The organism is Acidimicrobiales bacterium (assembly GCA_040219085.1).
Classification (GTDB): Bacteria; Actinomycetota; Acidimicrobiia; order Acidimicrobiales; family JAVJTC01; genus JAVJTC01.
Genome location: JAVJTC010000012.1, coordinates 25,101 through 40,037 on the forward strand (window position 1 = coordinate 25,101; position 14,937 = coordinate 40,037).

The window sequence follows — 14,937 nt, forward strand, 5'->3', positions numbered from 1 at the left end:
GAGCACCCCGGGCGTCGTGGCCCGCCTGACCGCCGTCCACGTCGTCGACGACGGGGGCCTCGCCCGTCTGGCCGAGCCCCGCAGCGACCTGCTCATCGAGGCCGCCGACGCGCAGGGCAGGGCCTTCACGGCCGCCGTGGGACCCTTCACCAGCTACGAGCGCCACCTGGACGTGGCCGACGGCCCCGACGGCAGCCACACGGTGACCGAGACGACCGAGTTCCGCCTCGCGGTGCCGGTGTGGCGCGTCGCGCTCACGCCCCTCGTGAAACGCCGTCTGCGTCACCGCCACGACGCCATGCCCTGGTGGGCGCCTCCCGACCACCTCGACACCCGCGCCGCCCACGGCCTCGGCGTGCTCTGCCTGCTCTCGCTCGTCACCGGCTACCTCGGGACCCTGCTGAGCCAGACCATCGCGTTCGCCGTCGACGAGTTCGAGGCGAGCGACAGCGCCCAGGGGGCGACGCTCGCCGCGGTGCGGATCGGGATCGTCATCTCGGTCGTGCTCGTCGCATTGGCGGACCGGCGGGGCCGCCGCAAGATCCTCGTCGCCACGACCGTGGCGGCGTGCGTCGTCTCGTCCACCGCCGCTCTCAGCGTGGACCTCTGGAGCTACGGGACGAGCCAGGCCGTCGCCCGTGGCCTGTCCACCGCCATGGCCCTGCTGATCGGGGTCATCGCCGCCGAGGAGACCCCGGCGGGCTCACGGGCCTACGCCGCCTCGGTCCTCACGCTGTCCGCCGCGCTGGGGTCGGGCATGGTGGTGTGGTTCCTCCCCCTCACCGACCTGGGGGTGCGGGCGTGGCGACTGCTGTACCTGCTGCCGCTGGCGATCATGCCGTTCGCCTGGGCATGGGCACGGTGGCTCCCCGAGACCCGACGATTCGAGATACAGGCCACCGCGGTCCGTGCCAAACGGCGGTTCACCGAAGGCGTCGACCGGGGCCGATTCATCCTGCTCGCGGTCAGCGCCTTCCTCATCGCGGCGTTCGCCGCCCCCGCATCACAGTTCCAGAACGACTTCCTCAAGGACGAGCGCGGCTTCTCCGGGGCACGAATCAGTGCGTTCCAACTCATCACGAACACACCCGCCGGGATCGGCGTGTTCGTCGCCGGCCGGTTCGCCGACACCCGCGGCCGCAAGGTCGTGGCAACCATCGGCCTCATCGGCGGCGCCGCGTTCACGATCGGCCGCTACGGCGACAGCGGATGGCCGATGTGGATGTGGGGAACGCTCGCGACGATCATCGGATCCGCGACCATCCCCGCTCTCGGGGTCTACGGACCGGAACTGTTCGGCACCGCCAACCGGGGCGGGGCGAACGGGATGCTCGGCGCGATCGGCGTCGTCGGCTCCAGCCTCGGGTTACTGATCGTCGGCTTCCTCTCCGACGAGCTCGGCGGCTTCGGCCCGACCTTCGCGATCATGGCGATCGGCCCGCTCATCGTGGCGGTGCTCGTCATCGTCGCCTTCCCCGAGACGGCTCGTCGTGAACTCGAGGACCTCAACCCCGGTGATGCCGCCGGACCCACCGCGGACCCCACGCCATCGTGAGCTGATCCACGCCGCAGCGCAGGGCTCCGCCGCTCAGAAGGTGGTGTCGACCCACTCCGCGACGATCGTCGCGATCTCGGCGTCGACCGACGGTTTCGGGTCGTGGTTGCCTGCGACGAAACTCAACGTCACCTCACCCGGAATGGCCGCCACGTGGTGGGCGAACTCGTCGGGGGTGCCGAAGGGGTCCCGCTCCCCTGAGATGAACAGGCACGGCACCTCGAGCGCTCCGAAGTGACCCACCCGCAGCTTCTCGGGCTTGCCGGGCGGATGCAGCGGATAGCTCAACAGCACCAGTCCCGCGGCCGGCAGACCCTCGGCCACCGCCATCGAACACATCCGACCCCCGAAGGAGCGTCCACCCAGGAGGATGGCCCCGGCGTCGACACCGAGTCGATCCGCGAGGGCGTGCGCCTCGGCGTCGATGAACGGCAGGATCTTCGGGGCGCGGTCCGGAGCACGTCGACCCTCGCGCCTGTAGGGGAAGTCGACCCGCTCGACGGGTATCCCGAGCGCCTCGTCCACAGCGACGAGTCCGTGATGGGTGCGATCGCCACCGGCCCCGTGGGTCAGGAGCAGACCCGCGGCCGAGCGGGTCACGCGAGCAGGATCCGGCGGGCCTCGGATAGCTCGGCGATGCGCTCCGCCGCCCCTTCGGAGGTGCCGCCCTGGTCCGGATGGGCGTCACGCAACAGCCGCCGGAACTGCGCCTGCACGCTCTCGCGGTCCACCGGGCCCTTCTGCTCGGCGACAGGCAGGTCGTCGAACCCGAGCACCGTCATCGCCCAGGTCCGGGGATCCCCGATGGCCGCCAGGGTCGCACCCGACATCCCACGGCTCGCCACGATGAACTCCAGCAGTTCGACATCGCTCCCGACACCTCCCCACCGCATGGCTCGCCGCATGGTCTCGATGACGACCTTGCGGGGGCCACGGGGCATCTCGGCCGCGGCGTACACGGCCGCCAGCACGTGCTGAGCGGGACGTGCGTCCTCGCCTTCGGTGCGTAGGCGGAGACGGTCGCCTTCGAGGCGGACGAGTCGGTGCCGGGTCCGGCCGAGGCCGACGATGTCGGCCTGGAACCGGTGACGCAGACGGGGCTGGGTGATCCGGAAGCCCCGCTCGACCTCGACGAGGAGTTCACGGAGGTCCTCGCGCTCCTCGTCGTCCATCCACGCGGAATAGCGACCCACGATGGCGGCGAGGAGGATCCCACCGGAGCCGGGAGGATCGTCGACGGGAAGGTGACGCTCACCGAGCGCGACCCGGCGCGTCGGGGCGACCGGGCGCGAGTGCCGGACTTCCAGTTCAGCGAGCACCACGAAGAGAATCTACCGGCGCCGACTCACCGAAGATAAGTCAGACGAGAACGTGGAGGCGGTCGCGCAGAGCGGCGGCCTTCTCGAGGAGTTCGTCGTCGTCACCCTCACGGTCCGCGAGCAGATCACGCAGCTCGCCGCACATGGCGAGCAGCCCGCGCCAGTCGGCCGTCTCGAACCCGAACGGGAGGCGTAGTTGCTCGGCCAACTCGACATGGTCGAGGAAGGAACGCACGACCCGGGCGTCTCCTGCGCCGCGGCGCAACTTGTCGACGATCAGGAACATCTCGGTGATGACGGTGTGCGCGTCCACACCGTCCACGCCCGGACCGAACTGGTCGGCCGTCTCGTCGAGGCGGTCGAACACCGCCTCGGCACCCTCCTCGTCGCTCGAGAGGACGACGAGCTCCCCGTCCGCGGTGAAGTCGTGGGCGATCCCCGCGGCGCCCAGCGCGTGGGTGAGTCTCGTCAGCTGCTCGTCGTCGTACTCCTCGAGTTCGTAGACGGTCTTCTCCGCGTCGGGGTCGAGCGTCGGCGCAGCCGCCTCCTCCACCTGGTCCACGAGTTCGTCGACAGCATCCTCATCGGCCTCGCGGACGATCAGCGACGCACCCTGCCAGGCGTGCATCACGTCGGCGCCGGTGAGAAGGCTCTCGAGCATGACCCGTGACTCCGCCGCCCACTCGTGCAGGTCGTAGGCCAGTTGCTCCTCGTCCTCGGTACCGACCGTGGTCACGTCCGTGGGGGGATGGTCCACCGTCGGCACGGCGCACTCGACACATACGAGGACGTCCTCGTTGTATTCCGCACCGCACTGGAAACACCACGCTCCGGTTGTCACGACGTCCATCCTCGCATGGATTTCGGACGGACCGTCCAAGGGCGTACTGTCAGTCACATGAGCGAAAAAGAATCGCCCGACCGGAACCTCGCGATGGAGCTGGTGCGGGTCACCGAGGCGGCGGCCCTCGCTGCTTCCCGCTGGATGGGTCGGGGCGACAAGGAAGGCGCCGACGGTGCCGCCGTCGACGCCATGCGCATCGTGCTCGACAGCGTCCCGATGGACGGCATCGTCGTCATCGGTGAGGGCGAGAAGGACGACGCTCCCATGCTGTACAACGGCGAGTCGATCGGCGACGGGTCACCACCGATGTGCGACATCGCCGTGGACCCGATCGACGGCACGACGCTGACCTCGCTCGGCCGGTCCAATGCGCTGGCCGTGATCGCCGTGTCGGACCGCGGTTCGATGTTCGACCCGGGGCCGTGCGTGTACATGGAGAAGATCGCCGTGGGTCCGAGCGCCGCCGGCGCGATCGACATCGAGAAGTCGCCGGCGGAGAACCTTCGCCGGGTCGCCGAGGCCAAGGGCGAACAGGTCAACGACCTCACCGCGGTCATCTTGGACAGGGACCGTCACGGCGAGTTGATCTCCGAGGTGCGCGACACCGGTGCTCGGATCCGCCTCATCTCCGACGGCGACGTCGCCGGTGCCATCTCGACCGCCTGGAGCGACTCGGGCGCCGACATCCTCTTCGGCATCGGCGGAACCCCCGAGGGGGTCATCGCCGCAGCGGCGCTCAAGTGCATGGGCGGCGACATCCAGGGTCGCCTGTGGCCCCGCAACGAGACCGAGCGCGAGGCGATGGACTCCGCCGGCTACACCTACGGCCAGGTGCTCCGCATCGACGATCTCGTCAATACCGACAACTGCTTCTTCGCCGCCACCGGGATCACAGACGGCGAGCTCCTCAAGGGCGTCCACTACTTCCCGGGCGGAGCGTCGACCCAGTCGCTCGTCATGCGATCCAAGTCGGGAACGGTGCGCCTCGTCAACGCCCACCACCGCCTCGACAAGCTCGACCGGTACTCGGCGGTCCCCTTCAGCTGAGCCGCCGTCCCCAGCGGCTCAGTCCGTGACGAAACGCACCGCATCCGCGGCTGCGACGCAGGCGAGATCCAAGATGGCCGTCGGCTCGTCGAGGAACGCCAACATGATCGACAGGCTGCACACGTCGTTCACCGCGAGTCCGTGACCACGGGCGGGCATCTCGACGACGGTGGACCGGGTAAGGGTCTCCGCGGCCCGCCGCGTCCAGGCCGGAGGCGTCACCGGGTCGAACCGACCGGTCACCAGAAGGGTCGGGACGTCGCTGACGACGGGCAGGTCCTCGCTCTCCTCGGAGGCATCCAGTGGCCAGGCTGCGCAGTCCTCGAAGAAGTCGCCGGTGTCGAACGCCGCGATGAAACCGGGGTCCCGACCCGCCAGCCCGTCTGTCACGGTCTGCGGCTCGGCGAACGGCACGTCGTCGCTGCACACGACGGCCTCGTAGAGCGCCTCTGAGAAGACGAGGGTGTTCGGATCACGGCCGTCGACGAAGCGCTGCACCAACTCGACGAGGTCGCCGTCGGCGGCCCGCTCGATCAGTAGCGGCAACCGCCCCAGAGCAGATGTGTCGTACATCGCGTCGAAGAGAACGCCGTAGAACGCAGCGGCGTCGACGAGCACGTCGACGCCCTCCCCCGTACCGGGTCGCACGACGCTCACCGACACCGGGTCCGCGGCGAGCCGGTCGGCAGCGGCACGGATGAGCGTTCGCACGTCGCCGAAGCGACCCGCACAGGCGCTGTCGGCCGAACAGGCCGATGCCAACTCGGTGAAGGCCCGGGTGGCATTGACCGGTAGTTCTGCCAGGAAGTCGACGTCGGGCGGCAGCGTGGCGTCGAGCACCACCGACCGGACCCCTGTGGGATAGTCCCGTAGGACGGCCAGCGCGACCCAGGTCCCGTAGCTCGAACCCCACAGGTTCCATTCGTCGTAACCGAGTGCAGCGCGGACGGAGGCGACATCGGCGGCCGCGGCCGCTGTGTCGAAGGCGTCGAGGTCCACGCCGGCAGCGACGAGGCGGTCCTGACACTCTTCGAGGAGAGCCGCGTAGCGGTCGTCGTCCTCGCTCCCCCCGGCCGGCAGCGACAACAGCTCGGCGAACGCCGAGTCGATCTCCGGGCAGTCCAGAGACGGCTCCGAGATCCCTGACCCGCGCAGGTCGATCGCGACGACGTCGAAGGGGAACCCTCTGAACGCTGCGGCGAGGTGGACGATCCCGCCACCGGGCCCACCGTTGAGGAAGACGACCGGGGAGTCCACGACGGTGTCGTCGTTGTCGATCACCGCCACCGCCAACTCCACCCGTCCCTGCCCCGGGTTCTCGCGGTCCAACGGGACCGTCACGGTGAGGCACCTCACGCCGGGGACGGCGGCCTCGGGCGGGCAGTCCCGGTCCGAGGCTGTGCCATCGCCGCCGGAGGCTGTGCCGTCGCCGCGGGAGGCTGTGCCGTCGCCGCCGGAGGCTGTGCCGTCGCCGCCGGTGCAGGCCGAAACCGCGAGGGCGGCCGCCACGACGACCGCCACGAAGGTCCGGGCGATCAACGCCGCTTGCGGTTGACGGTCGCCGCCGCCCGTCGGCTGATCGCCCGCGGTGTCATGTCCGTCAGTGACGACACGACCCGGTTCACGAACCCCGGCGTGTGGACGACCCTGTGAGCGGCTGTCGCCTCGATGATCGAAGCGGCCACGACGTCAGCGTCCATCCACGCCCGGTCGGGCAGCAGGGCGACGTGGTGGGATCCTCCGACGCGCTCGTGGAGTTCCGTGCGCACCAGCCCGGGCATGATCGTCGTCAACGAGACATCGCTGCCCCGCAATTCCTCGGCGACCGCCTGCCCGAAACTCGACACGAACGCCTTGCTCGCCCCGTAGACGGCCTCGTGGGCCAGCGGCTGGTTCCCCGCGATCGACGAGATCAGCACGACTGCTCCCCCACCGCGGCGTCGCATCGCTGTGACGGCGGCATGGGTGAGCTCGACCACGGCGACGACGTTGAGCTCGATCATCGACCTCAGAGTGGCCGGATCCTGATCGACGAGGTCACCGAACTGCCACACGCCTGCATTGGCGATGGCGAGGTCCACTGCACGCTCGTCGGCGGCCAGCCGCGCCGCGACGAGGGCACGGCCGTCGGTGGTCGTGAGATCGGCCGGCAGCACCTCGACGGCACCCGGTCCGGCCTCGCCCGAGAGTCGCTCGAGCCGTGCGACGTCACGGGCGACAGCGACGACGTCCACGCCGTCGGCTGCGAGCCGCCGGGCGAGCGCGTCACCGAGGCCACTCGAGGCACCGGTGACGAGCGCGTTGGACCATGGACGGGTATTCATGGCCACGACGCTAGCGGTGCCGGAGACGTGCCAAGGTTTCGTATGGACATCTCCAACTACCACGTACCCCCGGGCGACGTCGTCGACCTGTCACGCTGGGACACCCGCGACGACGGCGGCATCGACAAGGGCGCCGGCAAGGCCCGGGCCGACGAGCTCAACTCGGAGCTCGAGGAGCTCCAGGAGATCCTGTGGGCGCAGGGCCGCCATCGGCTGCTCGTCGTCCTGCAGGCCACCGACACCGGCGGCAAGGACTCGACGATCGGTCACGTGTTCGAAGGCGTGAACCCCTCGGGGGTGTCGGTGGCCGCGTTCAAGAAGCCCTCCGAGGTGGAACTCGCACACGACTACCTGTGGCGGGTCCATCCCCACGTCCCCGGCGACGGCGAGATCGTGATCTTCAACCGGTCGCACTACGAGGACGTTCTCGTCGTGCGCGTGCACGGCCTCGTCCCCGAATCGCAGTGGCGGCGCCGCTACCGCCACATCCGGGAGTTCGAGCGGATGCTCGTCGAAGAGGGAACGACCATCATCAAGGTGTTCCTGCACCTCTCCAAGGACGAACAACGCGAACGCCTCCAGGACCGCATCGACCAACCCCACAAGAACTGGAAGTTCAATCCGGGGGACCTCGCCGAACGCGAGCGTTGGGACGACTACCAGGCGGCCTTCGCCGAGATGCTGGGGCAGACCTCCACGACCTGGGCCCCGTGGTACGTGGTTCCGGCGGACCGCAAGTGGTTCCGCAACCTCGTGATCTCGACGATCCTGGTGGAGGCGCTACGGGGGCTCGAGCCGACATGGCCCGAGCCCCCGTCAGACATCAGCGGAATCGTCGTCGAGTGAGTGGAGTCAGGTGTCCTGGATGCCCTGGCACAGGGTCCCCGAGAACGAGAACCAGGCCATGCCGAGCGACTGGCTCGCGATCCCGTTGAACGACATCGACCCGGCCAGCCCGAACTCCACCGTCACCGTGGAGTTGAACCTCACCAGGCCACCGAAGAGCGGCGTCTGGTAGGACGTCTCGACGATGTCGACGTCGTTGCCCCACGACGGCGACGACCAGAGCTGCAACAGCGTTGCCGGGTTACCGGGGACCGTGATGGCGGTCGAGTCGATGTTCACCCTGATCCAGTGCCCGTCCCACAGGGCAACGCCCGTACCGTTTCCGTCGGCTCCGTCGTCGAAGTCGAGGGTCATGAAGCCCGCGATTCTCGTCTCGCACGTCGGAACCGCGCCTGCGGGCGCCGATGACACGGCCAGAGCACCGAATGCCATGAGAAGCGCGACCAGCATTGCTGTGAGCTTTTTCATCAGGGATCCTATCGGAGAGGGTGTAGACGCACGATAGGGCAACCCAGCGGCCAGGTTCCAGTGTCGGTCAGTGCGCGGCACCCGAAACGGTCTCGGCGACCTGGATGCGTACCTGCGCCCGACGCCGGGCCGCTTTCGCCTTGACATCCGAGGAATCGGACGCGAGGGCCGCTTCAGCGCGGCCGAGCGCGGCCTGCGCACGGGCCACGTCGATGTCCTCGGCCATCTCGGCGATGTCAGACAGGACCGTCACGTGATCGGCCGACACCTCGACGAAACCGGAGTGCACGGCGACCTCACGGGTCGTGCCGTCACTCAGGTTGATCTTGAGACGCTCGGGCGTGAGCACACCCACGAACGGGATGTGCCCCGGCTGGAAGCCGATGTCGCCGTTCGTGGTCCGTGCGATCACCATGTCGGCCTCGCCGGAGAAGACGAGCCGCTCCGGCGACACGAGCTGGACGTCGAAAGGCACTACGCCGCGCCCTTGGAGATCTCGGCCGCCTTGCGCTCGGCCTCTTCGGCGCCGCCGACCATGAAGAACGCCTGCTCGGGCAGGTGGTCGAGATCGCCACGAACGAGCGCCTCGAAGCTGTCCACGGTGTCGGCGACGGAGGTGAACACACCGGTCTGACCGGTGAACACCTCGGCGACGAACATGGGCTGGGAGAGGAACCGCTGCACCTTGCGGGCCCGGCTGACCGTGACCCTGTCCTCCTCGGAGAGCTCGTCGAGACCGAGGATGGCGATGATGTCCTGGAGTTCCTTGTAGCGCTGCAGGATCTCCTGGACCCGTCGGGCGACGTCGTAGTGACGCTCGCCGACGACCTCGGGCGTGAGGATCGTCGAGGTCGACGCCAGTGGGTCCACCGCCGGGTAGATGCCGAGGGCCGCGATGTCACGGCTCAGCTCGGTCGTGCCGTCGAAGTGCGTGAACGAGGTGAACGGTGCCGGATCGGTGTAGTCATCGGCGGGTACGTACACGGCCTGCAGCGACGTGATGGACTTACCCCGGGTCGAGGTGATCCGCTCCTGGAGTTCGCCCATCTCGTCGGCGAGCGTGGGCTGGTATCCCACGGCGGAAGGCATGCGGCCCAGCAGGGTGGACACCTCGGAGCCGGCCTGGACGAAGCGGAAGATGTTGTCGATGAACAACAGGACGTCCTGGTTCTGGACGTCGCGGAAGTATTCGGCCATGGTCACGCCGGCGAGACCGACACGCAGACGCACACCCGGCGGCTCGTCCATCTGGCCGAACACGAGAGCGGCCTTGTCGAGAACCGATCCGCCGTCACCCATCTGGGTCTCGGCCATCTCGATGAAGAGGTCGGTTCCCTCACGGGTGCGCTCACCCACACCGGCGAACACCGACACACCACCGTGCTGGGTGGCCACCCGGGTGATCATCTCCTGGATGAGAACGGTCTTGCCGACCCCGGCACCACCGAACAGGCCGATCTTGCCGCCGTCCTTGTAGGGGGTGAGGAGGTCGATGACCTTGATACCGGTCTCGAACATGTTGGTGGACGGCTCGAGGTTCTCGAACAGCGGCGCCGACCGGTGGATGTCCCAGCGGGTCTCGATGTCGAGCGTGTCGGTGGGCACGTCGAGGCTTTCGCCCAGCACGTTCCACACGTGGCCGAGCGTGACGTCGCCCACGGGGACCTGCAGGCCGTGGCCGAGGTTCTTCACCGGAGCCCCGCGCTGGAGGCCGTCGGTCGGCTTCATGGCGATCGCGCGCACCCGGCTGTGGCCGATCTGCTGCGCGACCTCACCGGTGATCACCGTCGTGACGCCGTCGATCAGCGTCTCGAAGGTGAGAGCCGTGTTGATCTCGGGGATGGCGTCGGGCGGGAACTCGGCGTCGATCACCGGTCCGGCGATCGAGACGACCCGGCCGTCCTTGAGGGTGCTGGTGTCGCTCACGGGGTTGTTCTCCTCGGGCAGTGCGAAACGGGGTCGGTCACGAGGCCTGCTCGGCCCATTCGGTCACGGCGGTGAGTCCGATTTCCTCGGGGTCACGGCCGGCGGCCCGCAGAGCCTCGGCGCCGCCGACGATCTCCATGATCTCGGTGGTGATGGCATCCTGGCGGGCACGGTTCAGCGCACGGCGGAGCTTCGTGATGAGCTCCTCCGCGTTGTCCGTCGCGGCCTTCATGGCGCGCTGACGATTGGCGTGTTCGGAGGCCGCAGCGTCGAGCAGGGCCGAGAACAGCCGTGACTCGACGTAGCGCGGCAGCAGCGAGGTCAACACGCCCTCGGGCGAGGGTTCGAACTCGAACGAGGCGGTCGCCTCGGCGTCGCCGCCGCCGACACTCGCGATCACCTCGATCGACTCGAGCGGGAGGAACCGACGCACCGCGACCTTCTGGGACCCGATGGAGATGAACTCCATGTAGGTCAAGATGACCTGGTCGATGTCGCCGCCCATGAACCGCTCCGTGAGAGTGTCGGCGATCTCCCGGGCGTCGTCGTAGTGGGGCGTGTCGGAGATGTCCGCGTACTCGGCGTCGATCCGGTAGTTACGGAACCGGAAGTAGTCCTGGGCCTTCTTTCCGATCAGGACGAGCGAGTAGTCACGGCCCTTGTTCTGGTTGGCCATGAGCTCGCGCTCGGCGGCCCGGATGACCGAGCTGTTGTAGGGACCCGCGAGACCGCGATCCGAGCTGATGACGACGTAGGCGACCTTGCGGATCTCGTCGGGTGTGGTCAGCAGCGGATGGTCCACACCCGCGCCGGCAGCGGCCAGGTCCTCGATCACCTTCGTGATCCACCTGGCGTAGGGACGCGCCTCGTTGGCACGCTGCTGGGCCTTCACGACCCGGGTGGCCGCGATGAGCTCCATGGCACGCGTGATCTTCTTCGTCGACTGGACCGAGGAGATCCGTCGACGCAGAGTGCGTTCGGCGCCACCGGGCACTAGCTGTCGTCCTCGCCGTCGTCGCGCGAGATGTCCTCTTCGGGCAGCGTGGTGTCGGCGTCGACGACCGCTGCGTGGGCCTCACCGACGGCGGTCGGCTCCGGCTCGTCGCCCGTCTCGGCCACCGTCGGCTCGAAGGACTCCTCGAAGGACTTCAGGATCTCCGTCAGCGCGGCCTCGTCGACCTCGCCGGTGTCGACGATGGACCGCAGGAAATCGCTGTGACGCGACCGCACCCGGTCCAGCAGTTCGGTCTCGAACCGGCGGACGTCGGCCACCGAGATGGCGTCGAGATGGCCGCGGGTCCCGGCGAACAACGAGACGACCTGCTCCTCGACGGGCATCGGGGAGTTGATGCCCTGCTTGAGGAGTTCGGTGAGGCGGTAGCCACGGTCCAGCTGGGCCTGGGACACGGCGTCCAACTCGGAGCCGAACGCCGCGAACGATTCGAGCTCACGGAACTGCTGGAGATCCGCCTTGAGCGTGCCGACAGCCTTCTTCATGGCCTTGATCTGTGCGGCCGAACCGACGCGGGAGACCGAGATACCCACGTCCACAGCGGGACGGATACCGGACTTGAAGAGGTCGTCCTGGAGGTAGATCTGGCCGTCGGTGATCGAGATCACGTTGGTCGGGATGTACGCCGAGACGTCGCCCGCCTTCGTCTCGATGACCGGCAGGGCCGTCAACGAGCCGGCGCCGAGGTCGTCGCTGAGCTTGGCCGCACGCTCGAGGAGACGGCTGTGCAGGTAGAAGACGTCGCCGGGGTAGGCCTCACGCCCGGGCGGGCGGCGCAGCAGCAGCGCCATCTGCCGGTAGGCCTCGGCCTGCTTGGAGAGGTCGTCGTAGATGGCCAGGGCGTGACCGCCGTTGTCCATCCAGTGCTGACCCATGGCGCACCCGGCGTAGGGGGCGAGGTACTTGAACGGTGCGGGATCCGACGCCGAGGCGACGACCACGACCGTGTACTCCATGGCCCCGAACTCCTCGAGCACCGACACGGCCTGGGCCACCGTCGAGGCCTTCTGGCCGATGGCGACGTAGACGCACTTCACGCCCTGACCGCGCTGGTTGAGGATCGTGTCGAGCGCGATGGTCGTCTTGCCCGTCTTGCGGTCGCCGATGATCAGCTCGCGCTGACCACGGCCGACGGGGATGAGCGAGTCGATCGACTTGATGCCGGTCTGCATCGGCTCGTGCACGGGCTTGCGGCCGATGATGCCCGGCGCCTGGATCTCCATGCGGCGGGTCTCGGTGGTGCCCAGCGGGCCCTTGCCGTCGATCGGTTCACCGAGCGCGTTGACGACGCGACCGAGCAGGGCGTCGCCGACGGGAACCGAGAGGATGTCGCCGGTGGCACGCACCGACTGTCCCTCTTCGATCTCGTCGACGGCGCCGAGAACGACGGCGCCGATCGAATCCTCGTCGAGGTTGAGCGCGAGACCGATGGTCCCGCCCTCGAACTCGAGCATCTCGTTGACGGCCGCGTTGGGGAGGCCGCCGACGCGGGCGATGCCGTCACCGACCTCGAGGATGCGGCCGACCTGGGTCTGTTCGACACTCGGCGTGAACCCTTCGAGATTGCGCTGAAGGGCGGCGGCGATGTCGGCGGTGTTGATGGTGAGCTCTGCCATTGGGTTCCTCGGCTAGAAGGCTTCGCGCAGCTTGGACAGACGGGACCGGACCGAACCGTCGATGACGGTGTCGCCGATCGTTGTGACCACACCGCCCACGACCGAGGGGTCGATGACGACCTTCACCTCGATCTGGCGGCCGGTCGATGCCGACAGTGCGTCGGCGAGACGGGAGATCTGATCGTCGCTCATGGCGACGGCTGAACGCACGATGGCGACCTCGCGGCTCTTCTCGGCAGCGGCGAGGTCGACCAGGGACTGACCGATCTCGGTCAGGTCTCCCGCACGGCCCGCGGCGACGACCATCGACACCAACCCCACGGTCGTGTCCGTCGCCCGGTTACGCAGGAGATCCTCGACGATCTGGGAGCGGCGCTCGGCCGGGAGTGCCCGGTCCACGAGGGCGGCGCGCAGCTCGTCGCTGCCCGCCAGCGCCCGCGAGAACCTGAAGACCTCGTCGGCGACCTCGTCGACATTGCCCTCGGCGCGGGCCACGGCGAGCATCGCCGCGGCGTACCCCTCGACGCGGCTCATCGCATGGCTCCCAGCTGCTGGATGTACTGCTCGACGAGGGCCTGCTGTGAGGCGTCGTCGAGATTCTCACGCACGACCGCCTCGGCCGCGCGCACGGCCTGCTCGGCCGCCACGGCCTGCAGGTCGGAGGACGCATGGGCACCGACCGCAGCGAGATCAGCCTCTCCGCGGGCCCGCAGGTCCGCGACTTCGGCGTCGGCGGCGGCGATCAGGTCCGCCTTGACGCGTTCGGCCGTGGCCCTGCCCTCGGCGAGAATGCGCTCACGTTCGGCCTCGGCCGACGCGAGACGCTCACGCAGGGCGGAAACCTCGGCCTCGGCCTCGAGCCGGGTCCCTTCGGCCGCGGAGAGTTCCTCCGCGACCGTCTCGGTGCGCTTGCGCATGGCCCGGCGAATGACCGGGCCCAGCTTCCAGGCGCCGAGAATGAACACCACGGCGAAGGCACCGAAGCCCCACCAGAATTCATTGACGTCGCCGGGAATGAACTTCCCGTTCGGGCCCTCGGCGGCGAGGATCCACAACATGTTCAGCTCCTGTCCGCGAGTGTCTGTTCGACGATGGCGGCGTATGTCGCCTCGTCCAGTGGTCTGTCGAGGACCCGGGCGGCCGCACCGACGGCCAGGGTGGTCACCTGGGGCCGCAGAGATGCCAGCGCCGTGTCCCGGGCCGAGTGGATCTCCTCGTCGAGCGCCAGACGCTGCCGTGTGATCTCGGCTTCGACGGCGTGTACCTGCTCGCGACGGTAGGCCTCGGCCTCCTCGCGGGCGGTGGCGACCATCTCGTCGGCGCTCTGGCGCGCCTTCGCGAGGGCCTCGCGGTACTCCTGTTCGACCCTGACGAGCTCCGCCCGGGCGGTGTCGGCCGCATCGGCGTCCTCAGCCAGCTTGGCCGCACGTGCCTCGCGGACCCGCAACAGCGGACCCAGCAGGACATGGCGCATCAGGATCCACAGGACGATGAAGAAGATCGCCGGCCAGATGATCTCGTGGATCTCCGGGATGACCGGGTTGACCGTCTCCTCGCTCTCGGCCTCGGTCCCTGCCTCTACGGCCAGTTCGAGATCGAGATCGAGATCGAGAGTGATCAGCTCCTCTGCCGACACGTCAGCTCCTCGTCAGTGGTTCGGGGGGTTTCCGGGCCGTCGCTCAGACGAACTTCAACATGATGAAGACGACGAAGCCGATGAGGGCGAGCGCCTCGGTGAACGCGATACCGAGGAACATCGTCGTCTGCAGCTGGCCCGATGCCTCGGGCTGGCGGGCCATGGCCTGGACGGACTGGCCGACCAGGTAGCCGATGCCGATGGCGGCGCCGAAGGCTGCAAGGCCGTAGGCGTAACCGGCGGTGCCGGCGGCCTCGACGTCCTGGGCGATGTCGTTGAACGACTCCGCCTCGCCTTCTTGGGCGAGTTCCAGGGCCTGGGCTGCGTAGGTCGCAAGCAAGCTC

At 68.6% G+C, this 14,937-nt stretch carries 17 protein-coding genes; 3 read left to right on the plus strand and 14 right to left on the minus strand.

Features of this window, described 5'->3' with window-relative positions:
• Window positions 1-16 precede the first annotated feature (16 nt).
• The gene (locus RIE08_05645) at window positions 17-1,555 is read left to right on the plus strand and encodes an MFS transporter (protein MEQ8717076.1); all 1,539 of its coding nucleotides are present in this window, start codon (window positions 17-19) and stop codon (window positions 1,553-1,555) included.
• A gap of 33 nt (window positions 1,556-1,588) precedes the next feature.
• On the opposite strand, the gene RIE08_05650 is transcribed toward RIE08_05645, so the two are convergent.
• From RIE08_05650 to RIE08_05660, 3 genes are read right to left on the minus strand one after another with little or no spacing between them, the layout of a single operon-like run.
• A complete protein-coding gene (locus RIE08_05650) occupies window positions 1,589-2,155 on the minus strand; it encodes a dienelactone hydrolase (GenBank protein MEQ8717077.1) in 567 nt (188 codons plus the stop codon).
• On the minus strand, window positions 2,152-2,877 hold the full coding sequence (locus RIE08_05655) for a hypothetical protein (GenBank protein MEQ8717078.1): 726 nt from the start codon (window positions 2,875-2,877) through the stop codon (window positions 2,152-2,154). Before RIE08_05655 ends, RIE08_05650 begins: the two co-directional genes overlap by 4 nt.
• Window positions 2,878-2,914: 37 nt before the next feature.
• Window positions 2,915-3,715 carry a hypothetical protein gene (locus tag RIE08_05660; protein MEQ8717079.1) on the minus strand — a complete coding sequence of 267 codons (801 nt, stop codon included), beginning with the start codon at window positions 3,713-3,715 and terminating at the stop codon, window positions 2,915-2,917.
• A 57-nt stretch (window positions 3,716-3,772) separates the two neighbouring features.
• On the opposite strand from RIE08_05660, the gene glpX reads away from it, so the two are divergent.
• A complete protein-coding gene (glpX, locus tag RIE08_05665; protein MEQ8717080.1) occupies window positions 3,773-4,765 on the plus strand; it encodes a class II fructose-bisphosphatase in 993 nt (330 codons plus the stop codon).
• Window positions 4,766-4,783: 18 nt separating this feature from the next.
• Here the strand turns inward: glpX and RIE08_05670 are convergent, their stop codons facing one another.
• Both RIE08_05670 and RIE08_05675 read right to left on the minus strand, forming a co-directional pair.
• The gene (locus RIE08_05670; protein MEQ8717081.1) at window positions 4,784-6,304 is read right to left on the minus strand and encodes an alpha/beta fold hydrolase; all 1,521 of its coding nucleotides are present in this window, start codon (window positions 6,302-6,304) and stop codon (window positions 4,784-4,786) included.
• Complete coding sequence (locus tag RIE08_05675; GenBank protein ID MEQ8717082.1) at window positions 6,301-7,089, minus strand: SDR family NAD(P)-dependent oxidoreductase; 789 nt, start codon at window positions 7,087-7,089, stop codon at window positions 6,301-6,303. The genes RIE08_05670 and RIE08_05675 overlap by 4 nt, the downstream gene beginning before the upstream one ends.
• Window positions 7,090-7,131: 42 nt before the next feature.
• On the opposite strand from RIE08_05675, the gene RIE08_05680 reads away from it, so the two are divergent.
• Entirely contained in the window at window positions 7,132-7,935 is an 804-nt protein-coding gene (locus RIE08_05680; GenBank protein ID MEQ8717083.1) for a polyphosphate kinase 2 family protein, read from the plus strand.
• Between the two features lie 6 nt (window positions 7,936-7,941).
• Here RIE08_05680 and RIE08_05685 read toward each other — a convergent pair whose 3' ends face one another.
• The 9 genes from RIE08_05685 to atpE all read right to left on the minus strand — a co-directional run bounded on the left by RIE08_05685 (window position 7,942) and on the right by atpE (window position 14,864).
• Complete coding sequence (locus RIE08_05685; protein ID MEQ8717084.1) at window positions 7,942-8,403, minus strand: hypothetical protein; 462 nt, start codon at window positions 8,401-8,403, stop codon at window positions 7,942-7,944.
• Between the two features lie 67 nt (window positions 8,404-8,470).
• Complete coding sequence (atpC, locus tag RIE08_05690; protein MEQ8717085.1) at window positions 8,471-8,878, minus strand: ATP synthase F1 subunit epsilon; 408 nt, start codon at window positions 8,876-8,878, stop codon at window positions 8,471-8,473.
• Window positions 8,878-10,329, minus strand: coding sequence for a F0F1 ATP synthase subunit beta (atpD, locus tag RIE08_05695; GenBank protein ID MEQ8717086.1), 1,452 nt, complete (start codon window positions 10,327-10,329; stop codon window positions 8,878-8,880). Before atpD ends, atpC begins: the two co-directional genes overlap by 1 nt.
• A gap of 37 nt (window positions 10,330-10,366) precedes the next feature.
• Complete coding sequence (locus tag RIE08_05700) at window positions 10,367-11,323, minus strand: F0F1 ATP synthase subunit gamma (GenBank protein ID MEQ8717087.1); 957 nt, start codon at window positions 11,321-11,323, stop codon at window positions 10,367-10,369.
• Entirely contained in the window at window positions 11,323-12,957 is a 1,635-nt protein-coding gene (atpA, locus tag RIE08_05705; protein ID MEQ8717088.1) for a F0F1 ATP synthase subunit alpha, read from the minus strand. Before atpA ends, RIE08_05700 begins: the two co-directional genes overlap by 1 nt.
• Before the next feature lie 12 nt (window positions 12,958-12,969).
• Complete coding sequence (atpH, locus tag RIE08_05710; GenBank protein ID MEQ8717089.1) at window positions 12,970-13,491, minus strand: ATP synthase F1 subunit delta; 522 nt, start codon at window positions 13,489-13,491, stop codon at window positions 12,970-12,972.
• Entirely contained in the window at window positions 13,488-14,015 is a 528-nt protein-coding gene (locus RIE08_05715; GenBank protein MEQ8717090.1) for a hypothetical protein, read from the minus strand. Before RIE08_05715 ends, atpH begins: the two co-directional genes overlap by 4 nt.
• 2 nt (window positions 14,016-14,017) lie before the next feature.
• Window positions 14,018-14,593 carry a F0F1 ATP synthase subunit B gene (atpF, locus tag RIE08_05720; protein ID MEQ8717091.1) on the minus strand — a complete coding sequence of 192 codons (576 nt, stop codon included), beginning with the start codon at window positions 14,591-14,593 and terminating at the stop codon, window positions 14,018-14,020.
• A gap of 43 nt (window positions 14,594-14,636) precedes the next feature.
• Window positions 14,637-14,864 (minus strand): ATP synthase F0 subunit C, encoded by a 228-nt coding sequence (atpE, locus tag RIE08_05725; GenBank protein ID MEQ8717092.1) that lies wholly within the window; start codon window positions 14,862-14,864, stop codon window positions 14,637-14,639.
• Window positions 14,865-14,937 lie beyond the last annotated feature (73 nt).

What these genes read in the sequence shown, in the direction of transcription:
- glpX (MEQ8717080.1), top strand. Translation starts at nt 3,773, where the DNA reads ATGAGCGAAAAAGAATCGCCCGACCGGAACCTCGCGATGGAGCTGGTG.
- RIE08_05675 (MEQ8717082.1), bottom strand. Translation starts at nt 7,089, where the DNA reads ATGAATACCCGTCCATGGTCCAACGCGCTCGTCACCGGTGCCTCGAGT.
- RIE08_05680 (MEQ8717083.1), top strand. Translation starts at nt 7,132, where the DNA reads ATGGACATCTCCAACTACCACGTACCCCCGGGCGACGTCGTCGACCTG.
- RIE08_05685 (MEQ8717084.1), bottom strand. Translation starts at nt 8,403, where the DNA reads ATGAAAAAGCTCACAGCAATGCTGGTCGCGCTTCTCATGGCATTCGGT.
- atpA (MEQ8717088.1), bottom strand. Translation starts at nt 12,957, where the DNA reads ATGGCAGAGCTCACCATCAACACCGCCGACATCGCCGCCGCCCTTCAG.
- atpH (MEQ8717089.1), bottom strand. Translation starts at nt 13,491, where the DNA reads ATGAGCCGCGTCGAGGGGTACGCCGCGGCGATGCTCGCCGTGGCCCGC.
- RIE08_05715 (MEQ8717090.1), bottom strand. Translation starts at nt 14,015, where the DNA reads ATGTTGTGGATCCTCGCCGCCGAGGGCCCGAACGGGAAGTTCATTCCC.